This window comes from Streptomyces sp. ADI95-16 (assembly GCF_003721495.1).
GTDB classification, from domain to species: domain Bacteria; phylum Actinomycetota; class Actinomycetes; order Streptomycetales; family Streptomycetaceae; genus Streptomyces; species Streptomyces goshikiensis.
In genome coordinates this window covers 5,920,001-5,940,696 of sequence record NZ_CP033581.1, presented here as the reverse complement: position 1 = coordinate 5,940,696, position 20,696 = coordinate 5,920,001, and the positions used below count along the sequence as shown (strand labels likewise).

10 protein-coding genes, 1 tRNA gene and 2 rRNA genes (1 of these 13 cut by a window edge) are annotated in these 20,696 nt (G+C 68.5%); 2 read left to right on the top strand and 11 right to left on the bottom strand.

Going from position 1 to position 20,696, the window contains the following annotated elements; all coding sequences use genetic code 11:
• Window positions 1–78: 78 nt before the first annotated feature.
• The 8 genes from EES41_RS26675 to EES41_RS26640 form a co-directional block, all read right to left on the bottom strand.
• Window positions 79–462, bottom strand: coding sequence for a helix-turn-helix domain-containing protein (locus tag EES41_RS26675; RefSeq protein ID WP_037791103.1), 384 nt, complete (start codon window positions 460–462; stop codon window positions 79–81).
• A 109-nt stretch (window positions 463–571) separates the two neighbouring features.
• The gene (locus EES41_RS26670) at window positions 572–1,093 is read right to left on the bottom strand and encodes a CinA family protein (protein WP_174261746.1); all 522 of its coding nucleotides are present in this window, start codon (window positions 1,091–1,093) and stop codon (window positions 572–574) included.
• Between the two features lie 44 nt (window positions 1,094–1,137).
• Window positions 1,138–1,794, bottom strand: a complete 657-nt coding sequence (pgsA, locus tag EES41_RS26665) for a CDP-diacylglycerol--glycerol-3-phosphate 3-phosphatidyltransferase (protein WP_008737758.1) — start codon at window positions 1,792–1,794, stop codon at window positions 1,138–1,140.
• The gene (gene rimO / locus EES41_RS26660) at window positions 1,791–3,278 is read right to left on the bottom strand and encodes a 30S ribosomal protein S12 methylthiotransferase RimO (RefSeq protein WP_123080613.1); all 1,488 of its coding nucleotides are present in this window, start codon (window positions 3,276–3,278) and stop codon (window positions 1,791–1,793) included. Before rimO ends, pgsA begins: the two co-directional genes overlap by 4 nt.
• Window positions 3,279–3,404: 126 nt before the next feature.
• Window positions 3,405–4,295 (bottom strand): helix-turn-helix domain-containing protein, encoded by an 891-nt coding sequence (locus EES41_RS26655; protein WP_123080612.1) that lies wholly within the window; start codon window positions 4,293–4,295, stop codon window positions 3,405–3,407.
• Window positions 4,296–4,512: 217 nt separating this feature from the next.
• Window positions 4,513–7,359 carry a DNA translocase FtsK gene (locus EES41_RS26650; RefSeq protein WP_123082710.1) on the bottom strand — a complete coding sequence of 949 codons (2,847 nt, stop codon included), beginning with the start codon at window positions 7,357–7,359 and terminating at the stop codon, window positions 4,513–4,515.
• 111 nt (window positions 7,360–7,470) lie between these two features.
• Window positions 7,471–8,154, bottom strand: coding sequence for a two-component system response regulator (locus EES41_RS26645; protein ID WP_123080611.1), 684 nt, complete (start codon window positions 8,152–8,154; stop codon window positions 7,471–7,473).
• Between the two features lie 274 nt (window positions 8,155–8,428).
• Window positions 8,429–13,963, bottom strand: a complete 5,535-nt coding sequence (locus EES41_RS26640; RefSeq protein WP_174261745.1) for a HAMP domain-containing protein — start codon at window positions 13,961–13,963, stop codon at window positions 8,429–8,431.
• A gap of 260 nt (window positions 13,964–14,223) precedes the next feature.
• Here EES41_RS26640 and EES41_RS26635 point away from each other — a divergent pair, with 260 nt between their 5' ends.
• Entirely contained in the window at window positions 14,224–16,743 is a 2,520-nt protein-coding gene (locus tag EES41_RS26635; protein WP_174261744.1) for a SpoIIE family protein phosphatase, read from the top strand.
• Between the two features lie 51 nt (window positions 16,744–16,794).
• Complete coding sequence (locus EES41_RS26630) at window positions 16,795–17,307, top strand: DinB family protein (protein ID WP_123080609.1); 513 nt, start codon at window positions 16,795–16,797, stop codon at window positions 17,305–17,307.
• Between the two features lie 43 nt (window positions 17,308–17,350).
• On the opposite strand, the gene EES41_RS26625 is transcribed toward EES41_RS26630, so the two are convergent.
• The 3 genes from EES41_RS26625 to EES41_RS26615 all read right to left on the bottom strand — a co-directional run.
• Window positions 17,351–17,426 (bottom strand) — tRNA-Thr (locus EES41_RS26625).
• Window positions 17,427–17,431: 5 nt separating this feature from the next.
• A 5S ribosomal RNA gene (gene rrf, locus EES41_RS26620) occupies window positions 17,432–17,548 on the bottom strand.
• A gap of 73 nt (window positions 17,549–17,621) precedes the next feature.
• A 23S ribosomal RNA gene (locus EES41_RS26615) occupies window positions 17,622–20,696 on the bottom strand; it runs 48 nt beyond the window's last position.

Genomic DNA, 20,696 nt, shown 5'->3' with positions numbered 1-20,696 from the left:
CCCGAAACGGCCGGGAGCCCCGGCCGGTGCATCACGCACCGACCGGGGCTCCGGCCACACCTCAGCGCACACTCACGCTCACGCGGCTACGACATTCACCGCTTCCACGGGCGCCTTGATGGTCACCCGTTCCGGCGGTCCACCCGTGACCGAAGTCACGGAGACCGAATTGAGCATCGGGCGGACCGGCGCCGGGACCGGTTCGCTCGCCGCGGCCGACTGTGCCAGCTCGGCCAGCGACAGCTCGTCGCTGACTTCCCGCATCAGCTCGGACATCCGTACGTCCAACGCGTCGCAGATCGCGGAGAGCAGCTCGGAGGATGCCTCCTTCTGCCCCCGCTCCACCTCGGAGAGATAGCCGAGCGAAACTCGGGCGGACGAGGAGACTTCGCGCAGAGTACGGCCCTGGCGCTGGCGCTGCCGACGCAGCACGTCACCCAGCAGGCGACGGAGCAGAATCATCGGTGGCTCCCTCCTCTGACCGTGTAGCCGTAACCTTCACGCCCCACCGTACCGCCTCGCGCCGCGGCCGTGCGGGGAGCGATGTCGTGTTCACTCAGGGCTGCAAACATCAAATCCCCCCGTTCTGTTCCGTATCCTGCCCCCGCAGATTCTCGCGGAGTTCGCTCGACAGGAGTGCGAGCACTGTCCGTGCACTCTCCCTACGAATTTCCCCACGGGAGCCGTTCAACCGCAGCCGGACCGTTTTCCTGCTCACCGGACCCGCGACGGCGATGAAAACCGTGCCCACCGGCTGCCCGTCCTGCGGGTCCGGACCGGCCACTCCGGTGGTGGCGATCCCCCACGAGGCTCCCAGCGCGCGCCGCACCCCGGCCGCCATCTCCTCGGCCACCTGCGCGTTCACCGCGCCGTGCGTCGCCAGCAGCTCGGCGTCCACCCCGAGGACCCGGTCCTTGAGCTCCGTCGCGTACGCCGTGACGGAGCCGCGGAAGGAGCGGGAGGCGCCGGGCACCTCGGTGAGCTCGGCGGCCACCAGGCCGCCGGTCAACGACTCCGCGACGGCGAGGGTCTGGTCACTCTCCGCGAGCAGGCGCAGCACGTCCGCGGCCACTCCCGCGCGACCGGCCCCCACAGCACCGCCCGTTTCACCGGCCGGCGGATCCCCCGCCCCCCGCGTCACCGTGCGGCCCGCTCCGCGGCGATGCCTTGGCGGCGCAGGACGACGGCCTGGCGGATGTAGTCCAAACCGGTGACCACGGTCAGCACGACGGCGACGGCCATCACCCAGAAACGCATGGTCGCCAGCGCCCCGGTCAGAGCCAGCACGTACATGCCCACCGCAGTGCCCTGGGCCAGGGTCTTCATCTTGCCGCCCCGGCTGGCCGGAATCACCCCGTACCGGATGACCCAGAAACGCATCAGCGTGATCCCGAGTTCCCGTCCGAGGATCACCCCGGTGACCCACCAGGGCAGGTCCCCGAGCCAGGAGAGAACGATCAAAGCCGACCCCATGATCGCCTTGTCGGCGATGGGGTCGGCGATCTTGCCGAAGTCCGTGACCAGGTTGTACGTCCGGGCGAGGTGCCCGTCGAAGATGTCCGTGATCATGGCGACGGCGAACGCCGCCCACGCCCACGCCCGCCAGACGGGGTCATAGCCCCCGTTGGCGAGCAGCAGCAGGACGAATCCCGGCACGAGCACGAGCCGGACCATCGTCAGGATGTTGGCGATGTTCCACAGGCTGGCCTGATTGACGGCCGCAGCCCCGAGCTTCGCGCCGGGCACGGGCCGGCGGCCGGTCCCGCCCGCCGCAGATGCCGGGACTCCGGTCATCCGGCCGCCTCCTCAAGATCCGCGCCCAGGGGCTCGGCCACCAGGTCCACACCCAGCGTGCCGACCACCTTCGCCGTGACGATACGCCCGGGGACCAGGCCCGTGCTGTCGGTGAAGACGACCTGGCCGTCGGTCTCGGGAGCCTGGTGGGCGGCGCGCCCGTAAGCACCCTCGGCGTCTTCGTCCACCGATTCCACCGACTCGACGAGGACCTCCAGGGTCTCCCCGATCCGCTCCTCCGCGCGCTGCGAGGTGAGCTCCTCGGCGAGCCGCTGCATGTGCGCCAGGCGCTCGGCGATGGTGTCCTCGTCCAGCTTGCCCTCGTAGGTGACGGCCTCGGTGCCGTCCTCGTCCGAGTAGCCGAAGACGCCGATGGCGTCGAGCCGGGCGTGGGTGAGGAAGCGCTCCAGCTCCTTGAAGTCCGACTCCTTCTCGCCGGGGAAGCCGACGATGAAGTTGGAGCGGACGCCGGCCTGCGGGGCCTTGCCGCGGATGGTGTCCAGCAGTTCCAGGAAGCGGTCCGTGTCACCGAAGCGGCGCATGGCGCGCAGCACGTCGGGAGCGGAGTGCTGGAAGGACAGGTCGAAGTACGGGACGACCTTGGGGGTCGAGGTGAGTACGTCGATCAGGCCGGGCCGCATCTCGGCCGGCTGGAGGTAGCTGACGCGGACGCGCTCGATGCCGTCCACCTCGGCCAGCTCGGGCAGCAGGGTCTCCAGCAGACGGATGTCGCCGAGGTCCTTGCCGTACGAGGTGTTGTTCTCGGAGACCAGCATGATCTCCTTGACGCCCTGCTCGGCGAGCCAGCGCGTCTCGCCCAGCACGTCGCTGGGGCGGCGCGAGATGAACGAGCCGCGGAAGGACGGGATGGCGCAGAAGGAGCAGCGCCGGTCGCAGCCGGAGGCGAGCTTGACCGAGGCGACCGGGCTCTTGTCCAGGCGGCGGCGCAGCGGCGCGCGCGGCCCGGAGGCGGGCGCGAGGCCCTCGGGGAGGTCGGCGGGGGCGGCTTCGGGCTCCTGCGCGTGGCCGGGCAGGGCCACCTCGGCGTCCTGGCGGGCGGCCGGGCTGATCGGCAGCAGCTTGCGCCGGTCGCGCGGGGTGTGGGAGGCGTGGATGCCGCCGTTGAGGATGGTCTGAAGGCGGTCGGAGATGTCGGCGTAGTCGTCGAAGCCGAGCACGCCGTCGGCCTCGGGGAGCGCTTCGGCGAGTTCCTTGCCGTAGCGCTCGGCCATACAGCCGACGGCCACCACGGCCTGGGTCTTGCCGTGATCCTTGAGATCGTTGGCTTCCAGGAGGGCGTCTACGGAGTCCTTCTTGGCGGCTTCGACGAAGCCACAGGTGTTGACGACGGCTACGTCCGCGTCGGCGGCGTCCTCGACGAGCTCCCAGCCATCCGCCGCCAAGCGGCCTGCGAGCTCCTCCGAGTCCACCTCGTTACGGGCGCAGCCAAGAGTGACAAGGGCGACGGTACGGCGTTCGGGCATGGACTCAAGACTACTTCGTCCCGGCGCGGGCCCCCGCCGCACGTCCCACTACAGCAAGATCTCCGGGGTGCGGCGCCGCACCCCGGAGATCCGGAATTACCTGTTCAGCCCTTGGCCGGGGCGGCGTCAGCCCGCCTGGGCCTGGCCCTGCCGCGGATCGTCCTTGGTGTATGTGAGGCGTTCCACCTGGCCCGACCGGAAATCGTCCTTGATCTCCTTGCCGTTCACGAACAGGTTGACGGCGCCCGCGTCACCGAGGACGAGGTCGATGGACTCCTTGTCGGTGAAGGTCTTCGACTCACCCACCTGGAGGGTGCCGTCGAACAGCAGTCGGCCGCTGTGGTCCTTCGCGGAGATCCAGCTCTCGCCGTCGTGGGCCGTCAGGACGACCGTGACGAGGTCCTTGGGCGCGGCGGCGATGGCGCTGTCCGAGGGCTCCGGCTTGGGCGCCTGCGGGATCTGGGGCTGGGCGGCGGGCTTGCCCGCGGTCTGCTTGGGCGCGGGCTTGGGGGAGGCGGAACCTTCCGCCACCGGCCGCTTGCCGGTGTCGCCGCCGTTGAAGGCGGTGAAGCCGACGAAGCCGATCACGGCGACGATGGCGGCGACCATGGCCGCGGTCCAGTTGGGCCGCTGCCGTTCGGGTCGGATGCGCTCGGCTTCGAACATCGGCGCGGCGGGGGTGGGCGCCGGCCGGCCGCCGTGGGCCGCGTCGTAGCTGTCGATCAGAGGGGCCGGATCGAGGTGGACGGCGCGGGCGAGGGTACGGATGTGACCGCGGGCGTAGACGTCGCCGCCGCACCGCGTGAAGTCGTCCTCTTCGATCGCGTGCACGATCGGGATGCGCACGCGGGTGGTGGAACTGACCTCGTCGACGGTGAGCCCGGCGGCGATGCGGGCCTTCTTGAGGGCCGTCCCGATGGACGGGCCTTCGACGGAAGGTTCGACGGTGCGGTCCTCGGACCGGTCGTCGGTCGAAGGCCGCTCTTCTTCGGGGGAGTTGGCATTGCCGATGGACACGAGGGCGCCTTTCGAGCGTGTAGCCACCTGCTGGAAGTCCAGTCTAGGGGGGTGACGAAAGGGTGGAGCAACCGGAGGGTGGACTTCCTACGCCATTCGAATGGTGATCCGAACAGCGTGGGAAGTCCGGGAGCTGCGGCGGCCCGGCACCGCGCACGGCGGCGCCACCTTCCTCAACTTGACGCGGGCCCAAGGGAAACGGTTGCCCGCCCGCGAATTACGGTTGGGTCTCTCCCCGGATGACCGCGAGCACCCCGTCCAGCTCGTCCGGTTTCACCAGTACGTCGCGTGCCTTCGAACCCTCGCTCGGGCCGACGATGGCACGCGACTCCATCAGGTCCATCAGCCGGCCGGCCTTGGCGAAGCCGACGCGCAGCTTGCGCTGGAGCATCGAGGTGGAGCCGAACTGGGTGGTGACCACCAGCTCCGCCGCCTGGCACAGCAGGTCCAGGTCGTCGCCGATCTCCTCGTCGATCTCCTTCTTCTGCTTCTGCCCGACGGTGACGTCGTCCCGGAAGACGGGCGCCATCTGGTCCTTGCAGTGCTGGACGATCCCGGCGATCTCGTCCTCGGTGACGAAGGCGCCCTGGAGGCGGACCGGCTTGTTCGCCCCCATCGGCAGGAACAGGCCGTCGCCCTTGCCGATGAGCTTCTCGGCGCCGGGCTGGTCGAGGATGACCCGGCTGTCGGCGAGCGAGGAGGTCGCGAACGCGAGCCGCGAGGGCACGTTCGCCTTGATCAGTCCGGTCACCACGTCCACCGAGGGCCGCTGGGTGGCGAGCACCAGGTGGATGCCGGCCGCCCGCGCCAGCTGGGTGATCCGGACGATCGAGTCCTCGACGTCGCGCGGGGCCACCATCATCAGGTCGGCGAGCTCGTCGACGATCACCAGCAGGTACGGGTACGGGCTCAGCTCCCGCTCGCTGCCCGGCGGCAGTTTGATCTTGCCGTCCCGGATCGCCTGGTTGAAGTCGTCGATGTGCCGGTAGCCGAAGGCCGCCAGGTCGTCGTAGCGCAGGTCCATCTCGCGCACGACCCACTGGAGCGCCTCGGCGGCCCGCTTGGGGTTGGTGATGATCGGGGTGATCAGGTGCGGGATGCCCTCGTACGCGGTCAGCTCGACGCGCTTGGGGTCCACCAGCACCATCCGGACGTCCTCCGGGGTGGCCCGCACCATCACCGAGGTGATCAGGCAGTTGATGCAGGAGGACTTGCCGGAGCCGGTGGCGCCGGCGACGAGCACGTGCGGCATCTTCGCGAGGTTGGCCATCACGTAGCCGCCCTCGACGTCCTTGCCGAGCGCGACCAGCATCGGGTGGTCGTCCTCGGCGGCGTCCGCGAGGCGCAGCACGTCACCCAGGTTGACCATCTCGCGGTCGGTGTTCGGGATCTCGATGCCGACCGCCGACTTGCCCGGGATGGGGCTGATGATCCGGACGTCCGGGGAGGCCACGGCGTAGGCGATGTTCTTCGCGAGCGCCGTGATCCGCTCGACCTTCACCGCCGCGCCGAGGGTGACCTCGTAGCGGGTGACCGTCGGACCCCGGGTGAAGCCGGTGACCTGCGCGTCGACCTTGAACTCGGTGAACACGTTGGTCAGCGAGGCCACCACCGCGTCGTTGGCGGCGCTGCGGGTCTTGCCGGGGCCGCCGCGCTCCAGCAGGTCCAGCGAGGGCAGGGCGTACGTGATGTCCCCGCGCAGCTGGAGCTGCTCGGCGCGCGGCGGCAGGGACTCGTTGCGCTGCGGGGCCTTGGTCAGATCCGGCACGGCCAGCGTCCCGGAGGCCGCGGCGGTGCTGTCGTGCGGCGGCGCCGCGGCCTCGGCGGCCGGGGAGGCCTCCACGGAGGCGGAGGCGGCAGCCGCCGGCGGGGCCGGGGCCTCGCGCGCGGGCGGCACCGCGGTGGTCAGCTCCGCGCCCTCGTGCTCGGCGGCGGAGATCCCCTGGGTGAGGTCGGCGACCAGCGCGGAGGGCGGCATGCCGCCGTACACCGCCCCGTCCAGCGCGGCGGCGGCCGCGGCGGCCACGTCGACGGCGTCCATCTCCCGGCCCAGCGCGGGGCTGCCGGCGCCGCGCCGGGGGCGCCGGCGCCGGGCGAGCGCCTCCTGCTCGGCGGCGTCGACGGGATCGGCCGGATCCCCGGCCGCGTCCCCGGCGGCCCCGGACCGGGCCCGCCACTGCTCGGGGTCGTGCCGGCCCGGCCGGACCCGGCGCCCCGGACCGCCCTCGGCCGCCGCGCCCTCCTCGTCGTACGCGTCGTAGGCGTCGTACTCGTTCGGCGCGATCACACCCAGCCGGATGCCGAGCCCCCGCAGCCGCTGCGGAATCGCGTTGACCGGGGTGGCGGTGACCACCAGCAGCCCGAAGACCGTGAGCAGCACCAGCATGGGCACGGCCAGCGGCGCGCCCATCGTGAAGATCAGCGGCTTCGAGGCGCCCCAGCCGATGAGCCCGCCCGCGTTCTGCATGGCGGTCGTGCCCTCGTCCCGGCCGGGCGCCCCGCAGGCGATGTGGACGAGACCGAGGACGCCGATGGCGAGCGCGGACAGGCCGATGCCGATGCGCCCGTTGGCGTCGGTCTGCTCGGGGTGGCGGATGAAACGGACCGCCATGACGCCGAGCAGGATCGGGACGAGCAGGTCCAGTCGTCCGAAGGCGCCGGTGATCAGCATCGTGACCAGATCGCCCACGGGCCCGTTCAGGTTCGACCAGGTTCCGGCGGCGACGATCAGCGCGAGCGCCAGCAGCAGCAGCGCGACGCCGTCCTTGCGGTGGGCGGGGTCCAGGTTCCTGGCACCGTTGCCGATCCCGCGGAACACCGCTCCGACCGCGTGCGCGAGCCCGAGCCAGCAGGCCCGCACCAGCCGTACGACTCCCCCGGTCGGGGACGGCGCGGGCTTGGCCGCGACCTTCCTGACCGGGGCGCGCCTGGCGGCAGCCGCCTTCTTCGCGGGAGGCTTGCGCGCCGGAGCCGCCTTCTTCGCCGGCGCCGTCGTACGGCCGGTGCGGCCCTTCGCGGTACCCGCGGTGCTCTGGGAACCCTTGCCGGACGTACTTGAGGCCATGGGCCCGAGATTACCGGTGTCCACGCCGGTGGACACGCGTGCCCACCCCTTCACCCGTTCGTGTCGCCGTACTGGCGGCCTCTTTGACGGACCGCCAGACCGGCGGGACGCTCAGCCCTGTGCGGGCAGCACCGGAGCGCCCCCGCCGGTCCCGGGCTCCAGCGCGTCCAGCGCCCGCCGCAGTCCGGTCAGCTTGCGCTCCAGATGGGCTGCGGTCGCCACCACCGCCGCGTCGGCCGAATCCTCGCCGAGCTGCTTGGTCAGCGCCTCGGCCTGCTCCTCGACCGCCGCGAGCCGCGCGGAGAGCTCCGCCAGCAGTCCGGCCGTCTCCTTGCTGCCCTCGACACCGGTGGAACCGCCGCCCTCCAGCTGGAGCCGCAGCAGCGCGGCCTGCTCCCGCAGTTGGCAGTTCTTCGTGTACAGCTCGACGAACACCGAGACCTTCGCCCGCAGCACCCACGGGTCGAAGGGCTTGGAGATGTAGTCCACCGCGCCCGCCGCGTAGCCGCGGAAGGTGTGGTGGGGACCGTGGTTGATCGCGGTGAGGAAGATGATCGGGATGTCCCGGGTCCGCTCCCGCCGCTTGATGTGCGCGGCGGTCTCGAATCCGTCCATTCCCGGCATCTGCACATCCAGCAGGATGACCGCGAAATCGTCCGTCAGCAGCGCCTTGAGCGCTTCCTCCCCTGACGACGCCCGGACCAGTGTCTGATCGAGCGCGGAGAGGATGGCCTCCAGCGCCAGCAGATTCTCCGGCCGGTCGTCGACCAGGAGGATCTTGGCCTTCTGCACCATGCCCTGTCCTCCTCGCCCCGGCATGGGGCCTCCCCGGCTCCTGGCTCCGGCCTGTGCGCCGGGCCCCGCCCCAGAGGACGGCATCCTTGCGCCGTCCGTCCTTGTGCCGGTCATCGTAGCCCCAGTCCCGAGATCGCCACACCCTGTCACCAGGATGTCACTGTGCACGAAACGGAAACGGTGTGGGGGTGCAGAAGGTTCCCCGAATCCAGCACTCCCACACCGCACCCGCCACACTGCGTCAGCGAATGACACCCGCGCCGACGCCCGGTGATCACTTTCCGCGCATCCACTGCTCCATCACCGACAGCAGATAGTCGGGTTCGACCGGCTTGGTGACGTAGTCGGAGGCACCGGAATCGATGGCCTTCTCCCGGTCCCCCTTCATCGCCTTCGCCGTCAGCGCGATGATCGGCAGCCCCGCGAACTGCGGCATCCGCCGGATCGCCGAGGTCGTCGCGTACCCGTCCATCTCCGGCATCATGATGTCCATCAGCACGACCGTCACATCGTCGTGCTGCTCCAGGACTTCGATGCCCTCCCGGCCGTTCTCCGCGTACAGCACCGCCAGTCCGTGCTGCTCCAGCACACTGGTCAGCGCGAAGACGTTGCGCACGTCGTCGTCCACGATCAGGACCTTCTCGCCGTGGAAGTCGTACGTCCGCGGCGACACCGGCAGTTCCTCGTCCGCCCCGCCCCAGCCGTCCTCGGGGCCGTGCGTCATCGACTGCCCCGGCACCGCCGTCCGCGCCTCCGCGTCACTCAGCGACTTGCGCCGCCGCCGGAACAGCGCGGCGGCTCCGCCCAGCCCCTGACCCACCGGATCGTGGGCCGGGGTCGCGGGCAGCGCCGGCCGGGCCTGCGCGGGCGGTACGGACACCGGCGCCGCCGGGGCCGCCGGCAGCACGGGCCGCGCCTCCTCGGCGGGCCTGCGGTACAGCTCGCCGCGCCCGCCACCGGGCGTCGGCGGCGCGTACCCCTGCGGAGGCAGCTCGCTCGGGTGCAGCGGCAGGTACAGCGTGAAGGTGGACCCGCGGCCCGGCTCACTGGCCGCGTGGATCTCCCCGCCCAGCAGCCGGGCGATCTCCCGGCTGATCGACAGCCCGAGGCCCGTACCGCCGTACTTGCGGCTGGTGGTCCCGTCGGCCTGCTTGAACGCCTCGAAGATCACCAGCATCTTGCTCGCCGCGATCCCGATGCCGGTGTCGGTCACCGAGAAGGCGATCAGGTCCCCGTCCGCCTCCCGCAGCGAACCGGCCTCCAGCAGCTGCTCCCGGATCGCCGGCGGCACGTCCGTACCGGCGGGCCGGATCACCAGCTCCACCGCACCGGTGTCGGTGAACTTCACCGCGTTCGACAGCAGGTTGCGCAGCACCTGGAGCAGCCGCTGCTCGTCGGTGTGCAGGGTCGCCGGGAGCTCCGGGGAGACCCGTACCGAGAAGTCCAGCCCCTTCTCCGCGGTCAGCGGCCGGAAGGTCGCCTCCACGTAGTCCACGAGCTGGACCAGAGCGATCCGGGTCGGCGAGACGTCCATCTTCCCGGCCTCGACCTTCGACAGGTCGAGGATGTCGTTGATCAGCTGGAGCAGGTCCGAGCCCGCGCCGTGGATGGTCTCGGCGAACTCCACCTGCTTCGGCGACAGGTTCTCGTCGGCGTTGTCGGCGAGCAGCTTGGCCAGGATCAGCAGCGAGTTCAGCGGCGTGCGCAGCTCGTGCGACATGTTCGCCAGGAACTCGGACTTGTAGCGCATCGAGACCGCGAGCTGCTCGGCGCGCTCCTCCAGGACCTGCCGGGCCTCCTCGATCTCGGTGTTCTTCACCTCGATGTCCCGGTTCTGCTGGGCCAGCAGCTCGGCCTTCTCCTCCAGTTCCGCGTTGGCGGCCTGGAGCGCCTTCTGCCGGTTCTCCAGCTCGTCGGAGCGCTCGCGCAGCTGCTCGGTCATCTCCTGCGACTGCTTGAGCAGCAGCTCCGTCCTGGAGTTGACGGAGATGGTGTTGACGCTCGTACCGATCATCTCGGCGATCTGGCTGAGGAAGTCCTTCTGGATCTGCGTGAACGGCGTGAACGACGCCAGCTCGATGACCCCGAGGACCGTGCCCTCGAACAGCACCGGCAGCACGATCACGTGCGCCGGCGGGGCCTCGCCCAGCCCCGAGGAGATCTTCAGGTAGCCGGGCGGGGTGTTCTCGACGAGGATCGTCCGCTTCTCCTCGGCGACCGTCCCGATCAGCCCCTCCCCCGGCCGGAACGACGTGGGCATCTGGGTGCCGGCGTACGCGTAACTGCCGCGCATCCGCAGCTCGTACGAGCCGTCCGCGCCGCCGTCCGTCCCGATCTCGGGACTGCCGCCCGCGGGCAGGGCGAGGTAGAAGGCGCCGTGCTGCGCGGAGACCACCGGGGTCAGCTCGCTCATGATCAGCGAGGCCACGTCGTCCAGCTCCCGGCGGCCCTGCATCAGGGCGGAGATCCGGGCCAGGTTGCCCTTGAGCCAGTCCTGCTCCTTGTTGGCCAAGGTGGTGTCGCGCAGGTTGACGATCATCGTGTTGATGTTGTCCTGGAGGACCTGGATCTCGCCCGCGGCGTCCACGTCGACCTTCAGGCTCAGATCGCCCCGGGTCACGGCCGTGGCGACGGCCGCGATGGCCCGCACCTGCCGGGTGAGGTTCCCGGCCATCTCGTTCACGGACTCCGTGAGGTCCCGCCAGGTGCCGTCCACGTCACGGACGCGGGCCTGGCCGCCCAGGATGCCCTCCGTACCCACCTCGCGGGCCACCCGCGTCACCTGGTCGGCGAACGAGGACAGCTGGTCGACCATCGTGTTGATGGTGGTCTTGAGCTCCAGGATCTCGCCGCGGGCGTCGATGTCGATCTTCTTGGTCATGTCGCCCTTGGCGATGGCGGTCGTGACCATGGCGATCTGCCGCACCTGGCCGGTGAGGTTGGAGGCCATGAAGTTCACCGAGTCGGTGAGGTCCTTCCACGTCCCCGACACCCCCGGCACGTGCGCCTGACCGCCGAGCCGGCCCTCCGTGCCCACCTCGCGGGCCACCCGCGTCACCTCGTCGGCGAACGAGGACAGGGTCTTGACCATCGTGTTGACGGTGTCGGCGAGCTGGGCGACCTCGCCGCGCGCCTCGACCGTGACCTTCTTCGTCAGATCACCGTTGGCGACCGCCGCCGAGACCTGCGAGATGTTGCGCACCTGCGACGTCAGGTTGTTGGCCATCAGGTTGACGTTGTCGGTCAGGTCCTTCCAGATGCCGGTCACCCCGCGCACCCGCGCCTGACCGCCGAGGATGCCCTCGGAACCCACCTCGCGGGCCACCCTCGTCACCTGCTCCGCGAACGAAGACAGCTGGTCGACCATCGTGTTGACGGTCGTGACGAGTTCGAGGATCTCGCCCTTGGCGTCGACGGTGATCTTCTTCGAGAGGTCGCCCATCGCGACCGCCGTCGTCACCTCGGCGATGTTGCGCACCTGCGAGGTCAGGTTGTTCGCCATGAAGTTGACGGACTGGGTGAGGTCCTTCCAGGTGCCGGAGACACCCTTCACCTCCGCCTGACCGCCCAGGATGCCCTCGGTGCCCACCTCGCGGGCGACGCGGGTCACCTGCTCCGCGAAGTTCGAGAGCTGGTCGACCATGGTGTTGAGGGTGTTCTTCAGCTCCAGGATCTCGCCGCGCGCGTCCACGTCGATCTTCTGGGACAGGTCGCCGCGGGCCACCGCGGTCGCGACCTGCGCGATGTTGCGGACCTGCGAGGTCAGGTTCCCGGCCATGCCGTTCACCGAGTCGGTCAGGTCGCGCCACACCCCGGCCACGCCGGGGACCTGCGCCTGACCGCCGAGCCGGCCCTCCGTACCCACGTCCCGGGCCACCCGGGTCACCTGCTCGGCGAAGGCGGAGAGCTGGTCGACCATCGTGTTGATGGTGTTCTTCAGCTCCAGGATCTCGCCGCGCGCGTCCACGTCGATCTTCTGGGACAGGTCACCGCGGGCCACCGCCGTGGTCACCTGGGCGATCTGGCGCACCTGGGAGGTCAGGTTGCCGGCCATGAAGTTGACGGAGTCGGTGAGCTCCTTCCAGGTGCCCGAGACCCCCTCCACCCGTGCCTGGCCGCCGAGGCGGCCCTCCGTACCCACGTCCCGGGCCATCCGCGTGACCTGGTCGGCGAACGAGGACAGCTGGTCCACCATCGTGTTCACGGTGTTCTTCAGCTGGAGCATCTCGCCGGAGACGTCCACGGTGACCTTCTGCGACAGGTCGCCGTTGGCCACCGCCGTCGTCACCTGCGCGATGTTGCGGACCTGCCCGGTGAGGTTGCGGAAGGCGGTGTTCACCGAGTCGGTGAGGTCCTTCCACGTACCGGCGGCGCCCGGCACCTGTGCCTGGCCGCCCAGCTCGCCCTCGACGCCGACCTCGCGGGCCACCCGCGTCACCTCGGCGCCGAAGGACTGGAGCTGGTCCACCATCGTGTTGACGGTGTTCTTCAGCTCCAGCATCTCGCCGGCCACATCGACGGTGACCTTCTGCGAGAGGTCCCCGTTGGCCACCGCCGTCGTCACGGTCGCGATGTCCCGCACCTGCGTGGTGAGGTTGCGGAAGACCGTGTTCACCGAGTCGGTGAGGTCCTTCCACGTCCCCGCCGCGCCCGGCACCTGTGCCTGGCCACCGAGGGTTCCCTTGGCCCCGACCTCGCTGGCCACGCGCGTGACCTCGTCCGCGAAGGTCCGCAGGGTCTCGGTCATCTGATTGATCGTTTCGGCCAGTTGCGCCACCTCGCCGCGCGCGCTGACCCGCACCTTCTGCGACAGGTCGCCGTTGGCGACGGCCGTCGTCACCTGCGCGATCCCGCGCACCTGGGCGGTGAGGTTCCCCGCCATGGTGTTGACGGAGTCGGTCAGGTCCTTCCACACGCCCGCGACCCCGGGCACCTTCGCCTGGCCGCCGAGCTCGCCCTCCGTACCCACCTCGCGGGCGACCCTCGTCACCTCGGAGGAGAACGACGACAGCTGGTCCACCATCGTGTTCACGGTGTTCTTCAGCTGGAGCATCTCGCCGGCCACGTGCACCGTGACCTTGCGCGACAGATCGCCCTTCGCGACCGCCGTCGTGACGAGAGCGATGTCACGCACCTGAGCGGTGAGGCGGTACGCCATGGTGTTGACGGAGTCGGTCAGGTCCTTCCAGGAGCCCGACATTCCGCGCACCTGCGCCTGACCGCCGAGCTTGCCCTCGGTACCGACCTCCAGTGCGACCCGCGTCACCTCGTCGGTGAACGCGGAGAGCTGGTCGACGAGGTTGTTGACCGTCCGGCCGACCTTGAGGAACTCCCCGCGCAGCGGATGCCCGGCCCCGTCGGCCGTCTGCGTCCGCAGGTCCATCCGCTGGTCCAGGTCGCCCTCGGCCACCGCCGACAGGACGCGGCCCACCTCGGACACCGGCCGGGCCAGATCGTCCACCAGCTGGTTCGAGGCGTCGATCGCGGCCGCCCAGGAACCCTCGCAGGCCCCCGTCTCCAGCCGCTCGCTCAGCTTGCCCTCCCGGCCCACCATCCGCCGGACCCGGGACAGCTCACCGGTCAAGTGGAGATTGCGGTCGGCGACCTCGTTGTAGACGGCGGCGATCTCCGCCATCACGCCGTCGCCGGACACCGTCAGCCGCTTGCGGAAATTCCCGTCCCGCATCGACACCAGGGCCGCGAGCAGCCGGTTCAGAGCGGCCGTATCGACTTCCGTCGTGCCGTTCCGCCGGGAACGCCCGCCCTTGGGGCGCGTCCCCGTACGCCGCACCGCTGCGCCAGACTCCACCGTGTCCCTCCCGAAAGGGTCGACCGTTGTTCCACCGGACTTCCGGTCACGAGGACCGGACACCACTCCAAGGCCCGACACTCCACGGCCCGGCACTGCAAGCCTGCCCAGTGTTTCATCCTGGCCGAACCCGGCCATAACACTTCGGCACCATCGCACACCCGTCGTGCCCCTCGGGTGGAATCCCCGACGACCGCACCACGCCGACCGCGAAGGTAAGTAACCTGGCATCCGATGTCCAACCGCATCGAAGGAGATTTGTGATCACGGCTCGGGCGGCTGCCAGTTTCGACCCTCTCGGGCGGTCGGTCGCCGCCGCGCGCGCGTTCGTCCGCGACACCCTCCAAGGCTGGGGCTTCGCCGACATCGTCGACGACGCGGTGGTCCTCACGAGCGAGCTGGTCACCAACGCCGTGGTCCACGCCGGAACCCGGGCCGAGGTGCTGTGCCTGCGCGCCGAGGACGGCGTCCGCGTCGAGGTCGCCGACCGGTACCCCGAGCGCGAACTCCCGCTGCGGCACCCCGGCGAGCGCCCGTACGCCGACCCCGACCGGGAGAGCGGCCGGGGCCTGATGCTCTGCGCCGCCCTCGCGACCCGCTGGGGCGTCGAGTACACGGCCACGCACAAACACGTCTGGTTCCGCATCGACCTGCCCGACCGACCGGTCGGTACCCGGTCCGCCGGTCCCGTCGTCCCGGACCAGCTCCTCCCGCTCGCCGACAGCCGCGTCCGCGTCGCCGTCCTCCAGGTCGACGCCGGCGACTGCGTGTCCGCCTGGAACGAGGACGCCGAGCACGTCTTCGGCTACGCCGCCGAGAAGGTCGTCGGCCGGCCCCTCGCCGAACTCGCCGCCTGGCCGCAGACCCCCGGCACCGGCACCGGGATCGCCGAGGCCCTGCGGCTGTCCCGCTGGGAGGGCAGCTACGGCATCCGCGGCGCCGACGGCCGCGTCATCCCCGTCTACGCCTCCCACCTGCGGGTCCGCGACGCCCACGGCGAACCGTCGATCGTCTGCCTCCTCGTCCACGACGACGAGCGTGCCCTCCTCCAGACCCCCGTACGCGTGCCCGTCTCCGACCCGCTCAGCGAGCCCCGCCCCGCGGACCCCTTCGAGGTGTTCATCGGCTCCCCCGCCCCCGACGACCTCGACGGGCTGCTCCAGCGCACCGTCGAGCGGGCCCGCGACATGCTCGAAGCCGACGCCGCCTTCCTCCTGCTGGCCACCGACGACGAGACGGAGCTGGAGGTACGCGCCACCACCGGCCTGCCCTCCACCCGCCAGCGCTTCGCCCGCGTCCCCGTCGAAGCCGGCACGAACCGCTACGGCTCCGCCCGGATGCCCGCCGTCCACGACGACCTCGCCGCCGTCCCCGGAGCCGTACCGCTCCTGGAGTCCACCGGCATGCGCTCCGTCATCACCGTCCCCCTCAAGGTCGAGGGCCGCCTCACCGGCTCGCTCGGAGTCGCCGCCGAAGTTCCCGGCCGCTACTCCAACGAGGAGGCCCTGCGCCTCCAGTTCGCCGCCGACCGCATCGCCCTCGCCGTCGAATCCGCCCGCCTCGGCGAGCTGGAACGACTGCGCCGCGGCTCCCTCTCCTTCCTCGTCGAAGCCTCCGACCTGCTCGCCGGCACCCTCGACCGGGACCAGACCCTGGCACTCATGGCCCAGATGACCGTCCCCACCCTCGCGACCTGGTGCGCCGTCTACACGATCGCCGACCAGTCCTCCGACCCCTTCCTCTCCTACGTGCTGCACGAGGACGAGGAGCGCATCGACGGCCTCAAGGAGCTCCTCTCCCGGGTCAGCCCGCCGGAGCCGGTCCGCGAGGCCGGCGCCCGCCCCTGGCACGAGACCGCCCTCGCCGTCGGCGGCGAGACCGTGATCCTGCCCTTGCTGGCCCGCAACCGCGTCATCGGCCTCCTCACCCTCGGCAAGCCCTCCGAGGAGCACTTCCGCCAGGAGATCCTCGAACTCGCCGAGGACCTCTCCCGCCGGGCCGCCCTCGCCCTGGACAACGCCCGTCTCTACTCCGAGCGCACCGCCATCAGCCGCTCCCTCCAGCGCAGCCTCCTCCCGCCCGGCTCCCCCGCCATCCCCGGCATGGAGGTCGAGGTCATCTACCGCGCGGCCGGCGAGGGCAACGAGGTCGGCGGTGACTTCTACGACGTCTTCCCGATCCGCGACGGCGCGTACGGCTTCGCCATCGGCGACGTCTGCGGTACGGGCCCCGAGGCGGCCGCCGTCACCGGCCTCGCCCGCCACGCCCTGCGCCTCCTGGCCCGCGAGGGCCTGGGCGGCCCCGCGGTCCTGGAGCGCCTGAACGCGGCCATCCTCGACGAGGGCGCCCGCAGCCGCTTCCTCACCCTCCTGTACGGGGAACTCCACCCCCAGCCGGACGGCAGCGCCCTGATGAAGGTCGTCTGCGCCGGCCACCCGCTCCCGCTGCGCCTGCGCCCGAACGGCGAGGTGGTCCCCGCGGCCGACCCGCAGCCCCTGCTGGGTGTGATCGAAGACCTCGACCTCTACGAGCAGACCGTGACCCTGGACGCGGGCGACGTCCTCCTGTGCGTCACGGACGGGGTGACGGAACGCCGCGAGGGCACCCGCATGCTCGGCGACGACGGCCTCGCCGAGGTCCTCACGACGTGCACCGGGCTCACCGCGGGCGCCGTCGCCGCCCGCGTCCTGCGCGCCGTGGAACGCTTCGCGGCCGAACCGGCCTCGGACGACATGGCCATCCTCGCCTTGCGCGTCCCGCAGCAGCGAGAGGGCGACTGACCCCGAAAACCCGGTGCGGTGGGGCACGTCCCCGAACTAACCTCGGCGTTCATGCCCATACCCCGCAACCGCCCGGATTTCACGGCGGACGAACGTACTCAGCTCATCGGCTGGCTCGACCTCCAACGGTCGATCATCCAGTGGAAATGCGAGGGGATCTCCGAAGAGGACGCCCACCGGGCCGTCCTCCCCGGCTCCCCTCTGATGACCGTCGCCGGGCTCGTCTCCCATATGCGCTGGACGGAACACTGCTGGTTCCAGGTCCTCTTCCTGAACCGGGGGGCCCTTGAGAACCCCCAGTTCGGCGACGAGGAGGACCGCGACTTCAAGGTCGACGGCGTCCCCCTGGCCCAGCTCCTGGAGGAGTACGGGGCCCAGTGCGCGATCTCCAACGAGGTCAGCGCCGCCCACGACCTGGACCGGACCGGCCTCAACCCCGACTTCAAGCCCGGGGCGGCCTCACTGCGCTGGATCCTGCTCCACATGCTGGAAGAGACCGCCCGGCACGCCGGCCACCTCGACACGATCCGCGAACTCCTCGACGGCGAGACCGGTTACTTCTAGAAACGCAAAAAGGCCCCCGCCTGATGGCGGGGGCCTTCTTTGTTGGAGCCCTTTAACGGAATCGAACCGTTGACCTTCTCCTTACCATGGAGACGCTCTACCGACTGAGCTAAAAGGGCGGGTTGTTCGGCGGCGTCCTACTCTCCCACAGGGTCCCCCCTGCAGTACCATCGGCGCTGAAAGGCTTAGCTTCCGGGTTCGGAATGTAACCGGGCGTTTCCCTAACGCTATGACCACCGAAACACTATGAAGTTAACCAACCGGATGACAACACGGTCGTTACTTCAGAACTAACACAGTGGACGCGAGCAACTGAGGACAAGCCCTCGGCCTATTAGTACCAGTCAGCTCCACCCGTTACCGGGCTTCCACATCTGGCCTATCAACCCAGTCGTCTACTGGGAGCCTTACCCTCTCAAGGAGGTGGGAATACTCATCTTGAAGCAGGCTTCCCGCTTAGATGCTTTCAGCGGTTATCCCTCCCGAACGTAGCCAACCAGCCATGCCCTTGGCAGGACAACTGGCACACCAGAGGTTCGTCCGTCCCGGTCCTCTCGTACTAGGGACAGCCCTTCTCAATATTCCTACGCGCACAGCGGATAGGGACCGAACTGTCTCACGACGTTCTAAACCCAGCTCGCGTACCGCTTTAATGGGCGAACAGCCCAACCCTTGGGACCGACTCCAGCCCCAGGATGCGACGAGCCGACATCGAGGTGCCAAACCATCCCGTCGATATGGACTCTTGGGGAAGATCAGCCTGTTATCCCCGGGGTACCTTTTATCCGTTGAGCGACGGCGCTTCCACAAGCCACCGCCGGATCACTAGTCCCGACTTTCGTCCCTGCTCGACCCGTCGGTCTCACAGTCAAGCTCCCTTGTGCACTTACACTCAACACCTGATTGCCAACCAGGCTGAGGGAACCTTTGGGCGCCTCCGTTACCCTTTGGGAGGCAACCGCCCCAGTTAAACTACCCATCAGACACTGTCCCTGATCCGGATCACGGACCGAGGTTAGACATCCAGCACGACCAGAGTGGTATTTCAACGACGACTCCACAACCACTGGCGTGGCCGCTTCAAAGTCTCCCACCTATCCTACACAAGCCGAACCGAACACCAATATCAAACTGTAGTAAAGGTCCCGGGGTCTTTCCGTCCTGCTGCGCGAAACGAGCATCTTTACTCGTAGTGCAATTTCACCGGGCCTATGGTTGAGACAGTCGAGAAGTCGTTACGCCATTCGTGCAGGTCGGAACTTACCCGACAAGGAATTTCGCTACCTTAGGATGGTTATAGTTACCACCGCCGTTTACTGGCGCTTAAGTTCTCAGCTTCGCACGCCCGAAAGCGCACTAACCGGTCCCCTTAACGTTCCAGCACCGGGCAGGCGTCAGTCCGTATACATCGCCTTACGGCTTCGCACGGACCTGTGTTTTTAGTAAACAGTCGCTTCTCGCTGGTCTCTGCGGCCACCCCCAGCTCACGGAGTAAATCCGATCACCAGTGATGGCCCCCCTTCTCCCGAAGTTACGGGGGCATTTTGCCGAGTTCCTTAACCATAGTTCACCCGAACGCCTCGGTATTCTCTACCTGACCACCTGAGTCGGTTTAGGGTACGGGCCGCCATGAAACTCGCTAGAGGCTTTTCTCGACAGCATAGGATCATCCACTTCACCACAATCGGCTCGGCATCAGGTCTCAGCCTTAATGAGGGACGGATTTGCCTACCCCTCGGCCTACACCCTTACCCCGGGACTACCACCGCCCGGGCTGGACTACCTTCCTGCGTCACCCCATCGCTTACCTACTACAAGTCTGGTTCGTCGGCTCCACCACTTTCCTTTCCCCGAAGGGTCCGGAACGGCTTCACGGACTTAGCATCGCCTGATTCGATATTGGGCGTTTCAAAGCGGGTACCGGAATATCAACCGGTTGTCCATCGACTACGCCTGTCGGCCTCGCCTTAGGTCCCGACTTACCCTGGGCAGATCAGCTTGACCCAGGAACCCTTAGTCAATCGGCGCACACGTTTCTCACGTGTGTATCGCTACTCATGCCTGCATTCTCACTCGTGAACCGTCCACAACTAGCTTCCGCTGCTGCTTCACCCGGCACACGACGCTCCCCTACCCATCACAGCGGGCGTTGGCCCTATTGCTGCAATGACACGACTTCGGCGGTACGCTTGAGCCCCGCTACATTGTCGGCGCGGAATCACTTGACCAGTGAGCTATTACGCACTCTTTCAAGGGTGGCTGCTTCTAAGCCAACCTCCTGGTTGTCTCTGCGACTCCACATCCTTTCCCACTTAGCGTACGCTTAGGGGCCTTAGTCGATGCTCTGGGCTGTTTCCCTCTCGACCATGGAGCTTATCCCCCACAGTCTCACTGCCACGCTCTCACTTACCGGCATTCGGAGTTTGGCTAAGGTCAGTAACCCGGTAGGGCCCATCGCCTATCCAGTGCTCTACCTCCGGCAAGAAACACGTGACGCTGCACCTAAATGCATTTCGGGGAGAACCAGCTATCACGGAGTTTGATTGGCCTTTCACCCCTAACCACAGGTCATCCCCCAGGTTTTCAACCCTGGTGGGTTCGGTCCTCCACGAAGTCTTACCTCCGCTTCAACCTGCCCATGGCTAGATCACTCCGCTTCGGGTCTAGAGCGTGCAACTCAATCGCCCTATTCGGACTCGCTTTCGCTACGGCTTCCCCACACGGGTTAACCTCGCTACACACCGCTAACTCGCAGGCTCATTCTTCAAAAGGCACGCAGTCACGACCGTTGTTCCGAAGAACAACGGCGACGCTCCCACGGCTTGTAGGCACACGGTTTCAGGTACTATTTCACTCCGCTCCCGCGGTACTTTTCACCATTCCCTCACGGTACTATCCGCTATCGGTCACCAGGGAATATTTAGGCTTAGCGGGTGGTCCCGCCAGATTCACACGGGATTTCTCGGGCCCCGTGCTACTTGGGAGATTCTTAAGCAAGCCGCTGATGTTTCGTCTACGGGGGTCTTACCCTCTACGCCGGACCTTTCGCATGTCCTTCGACTACATCAACGGTTTCTGACTCGCCGACCGGCCGGCAGACCGATCAAAAGAATTCCCACAACCCCGCATGCGCAACCCCTGCCGGGTATCACACGCATACGGTTTGGCCTCATCCGGTTTCGCTCGCCACTACTCCCGGAATCACGGTTGTTTTCTCTTCCTGAGGGTACTGAGATGTTTCACTTCCCCTCGTTCCCTCCACACTGCCTATGTGTTCAGCAGTGGGTGACAGCCCATGACGACTGCCGGGTTTCCCCATTCGGACACCCCCGGATCAAAGCTCAGTTGGCAGCTCCCCGGGGCCTATCGCGGCCTCTCACGTCCTTCAT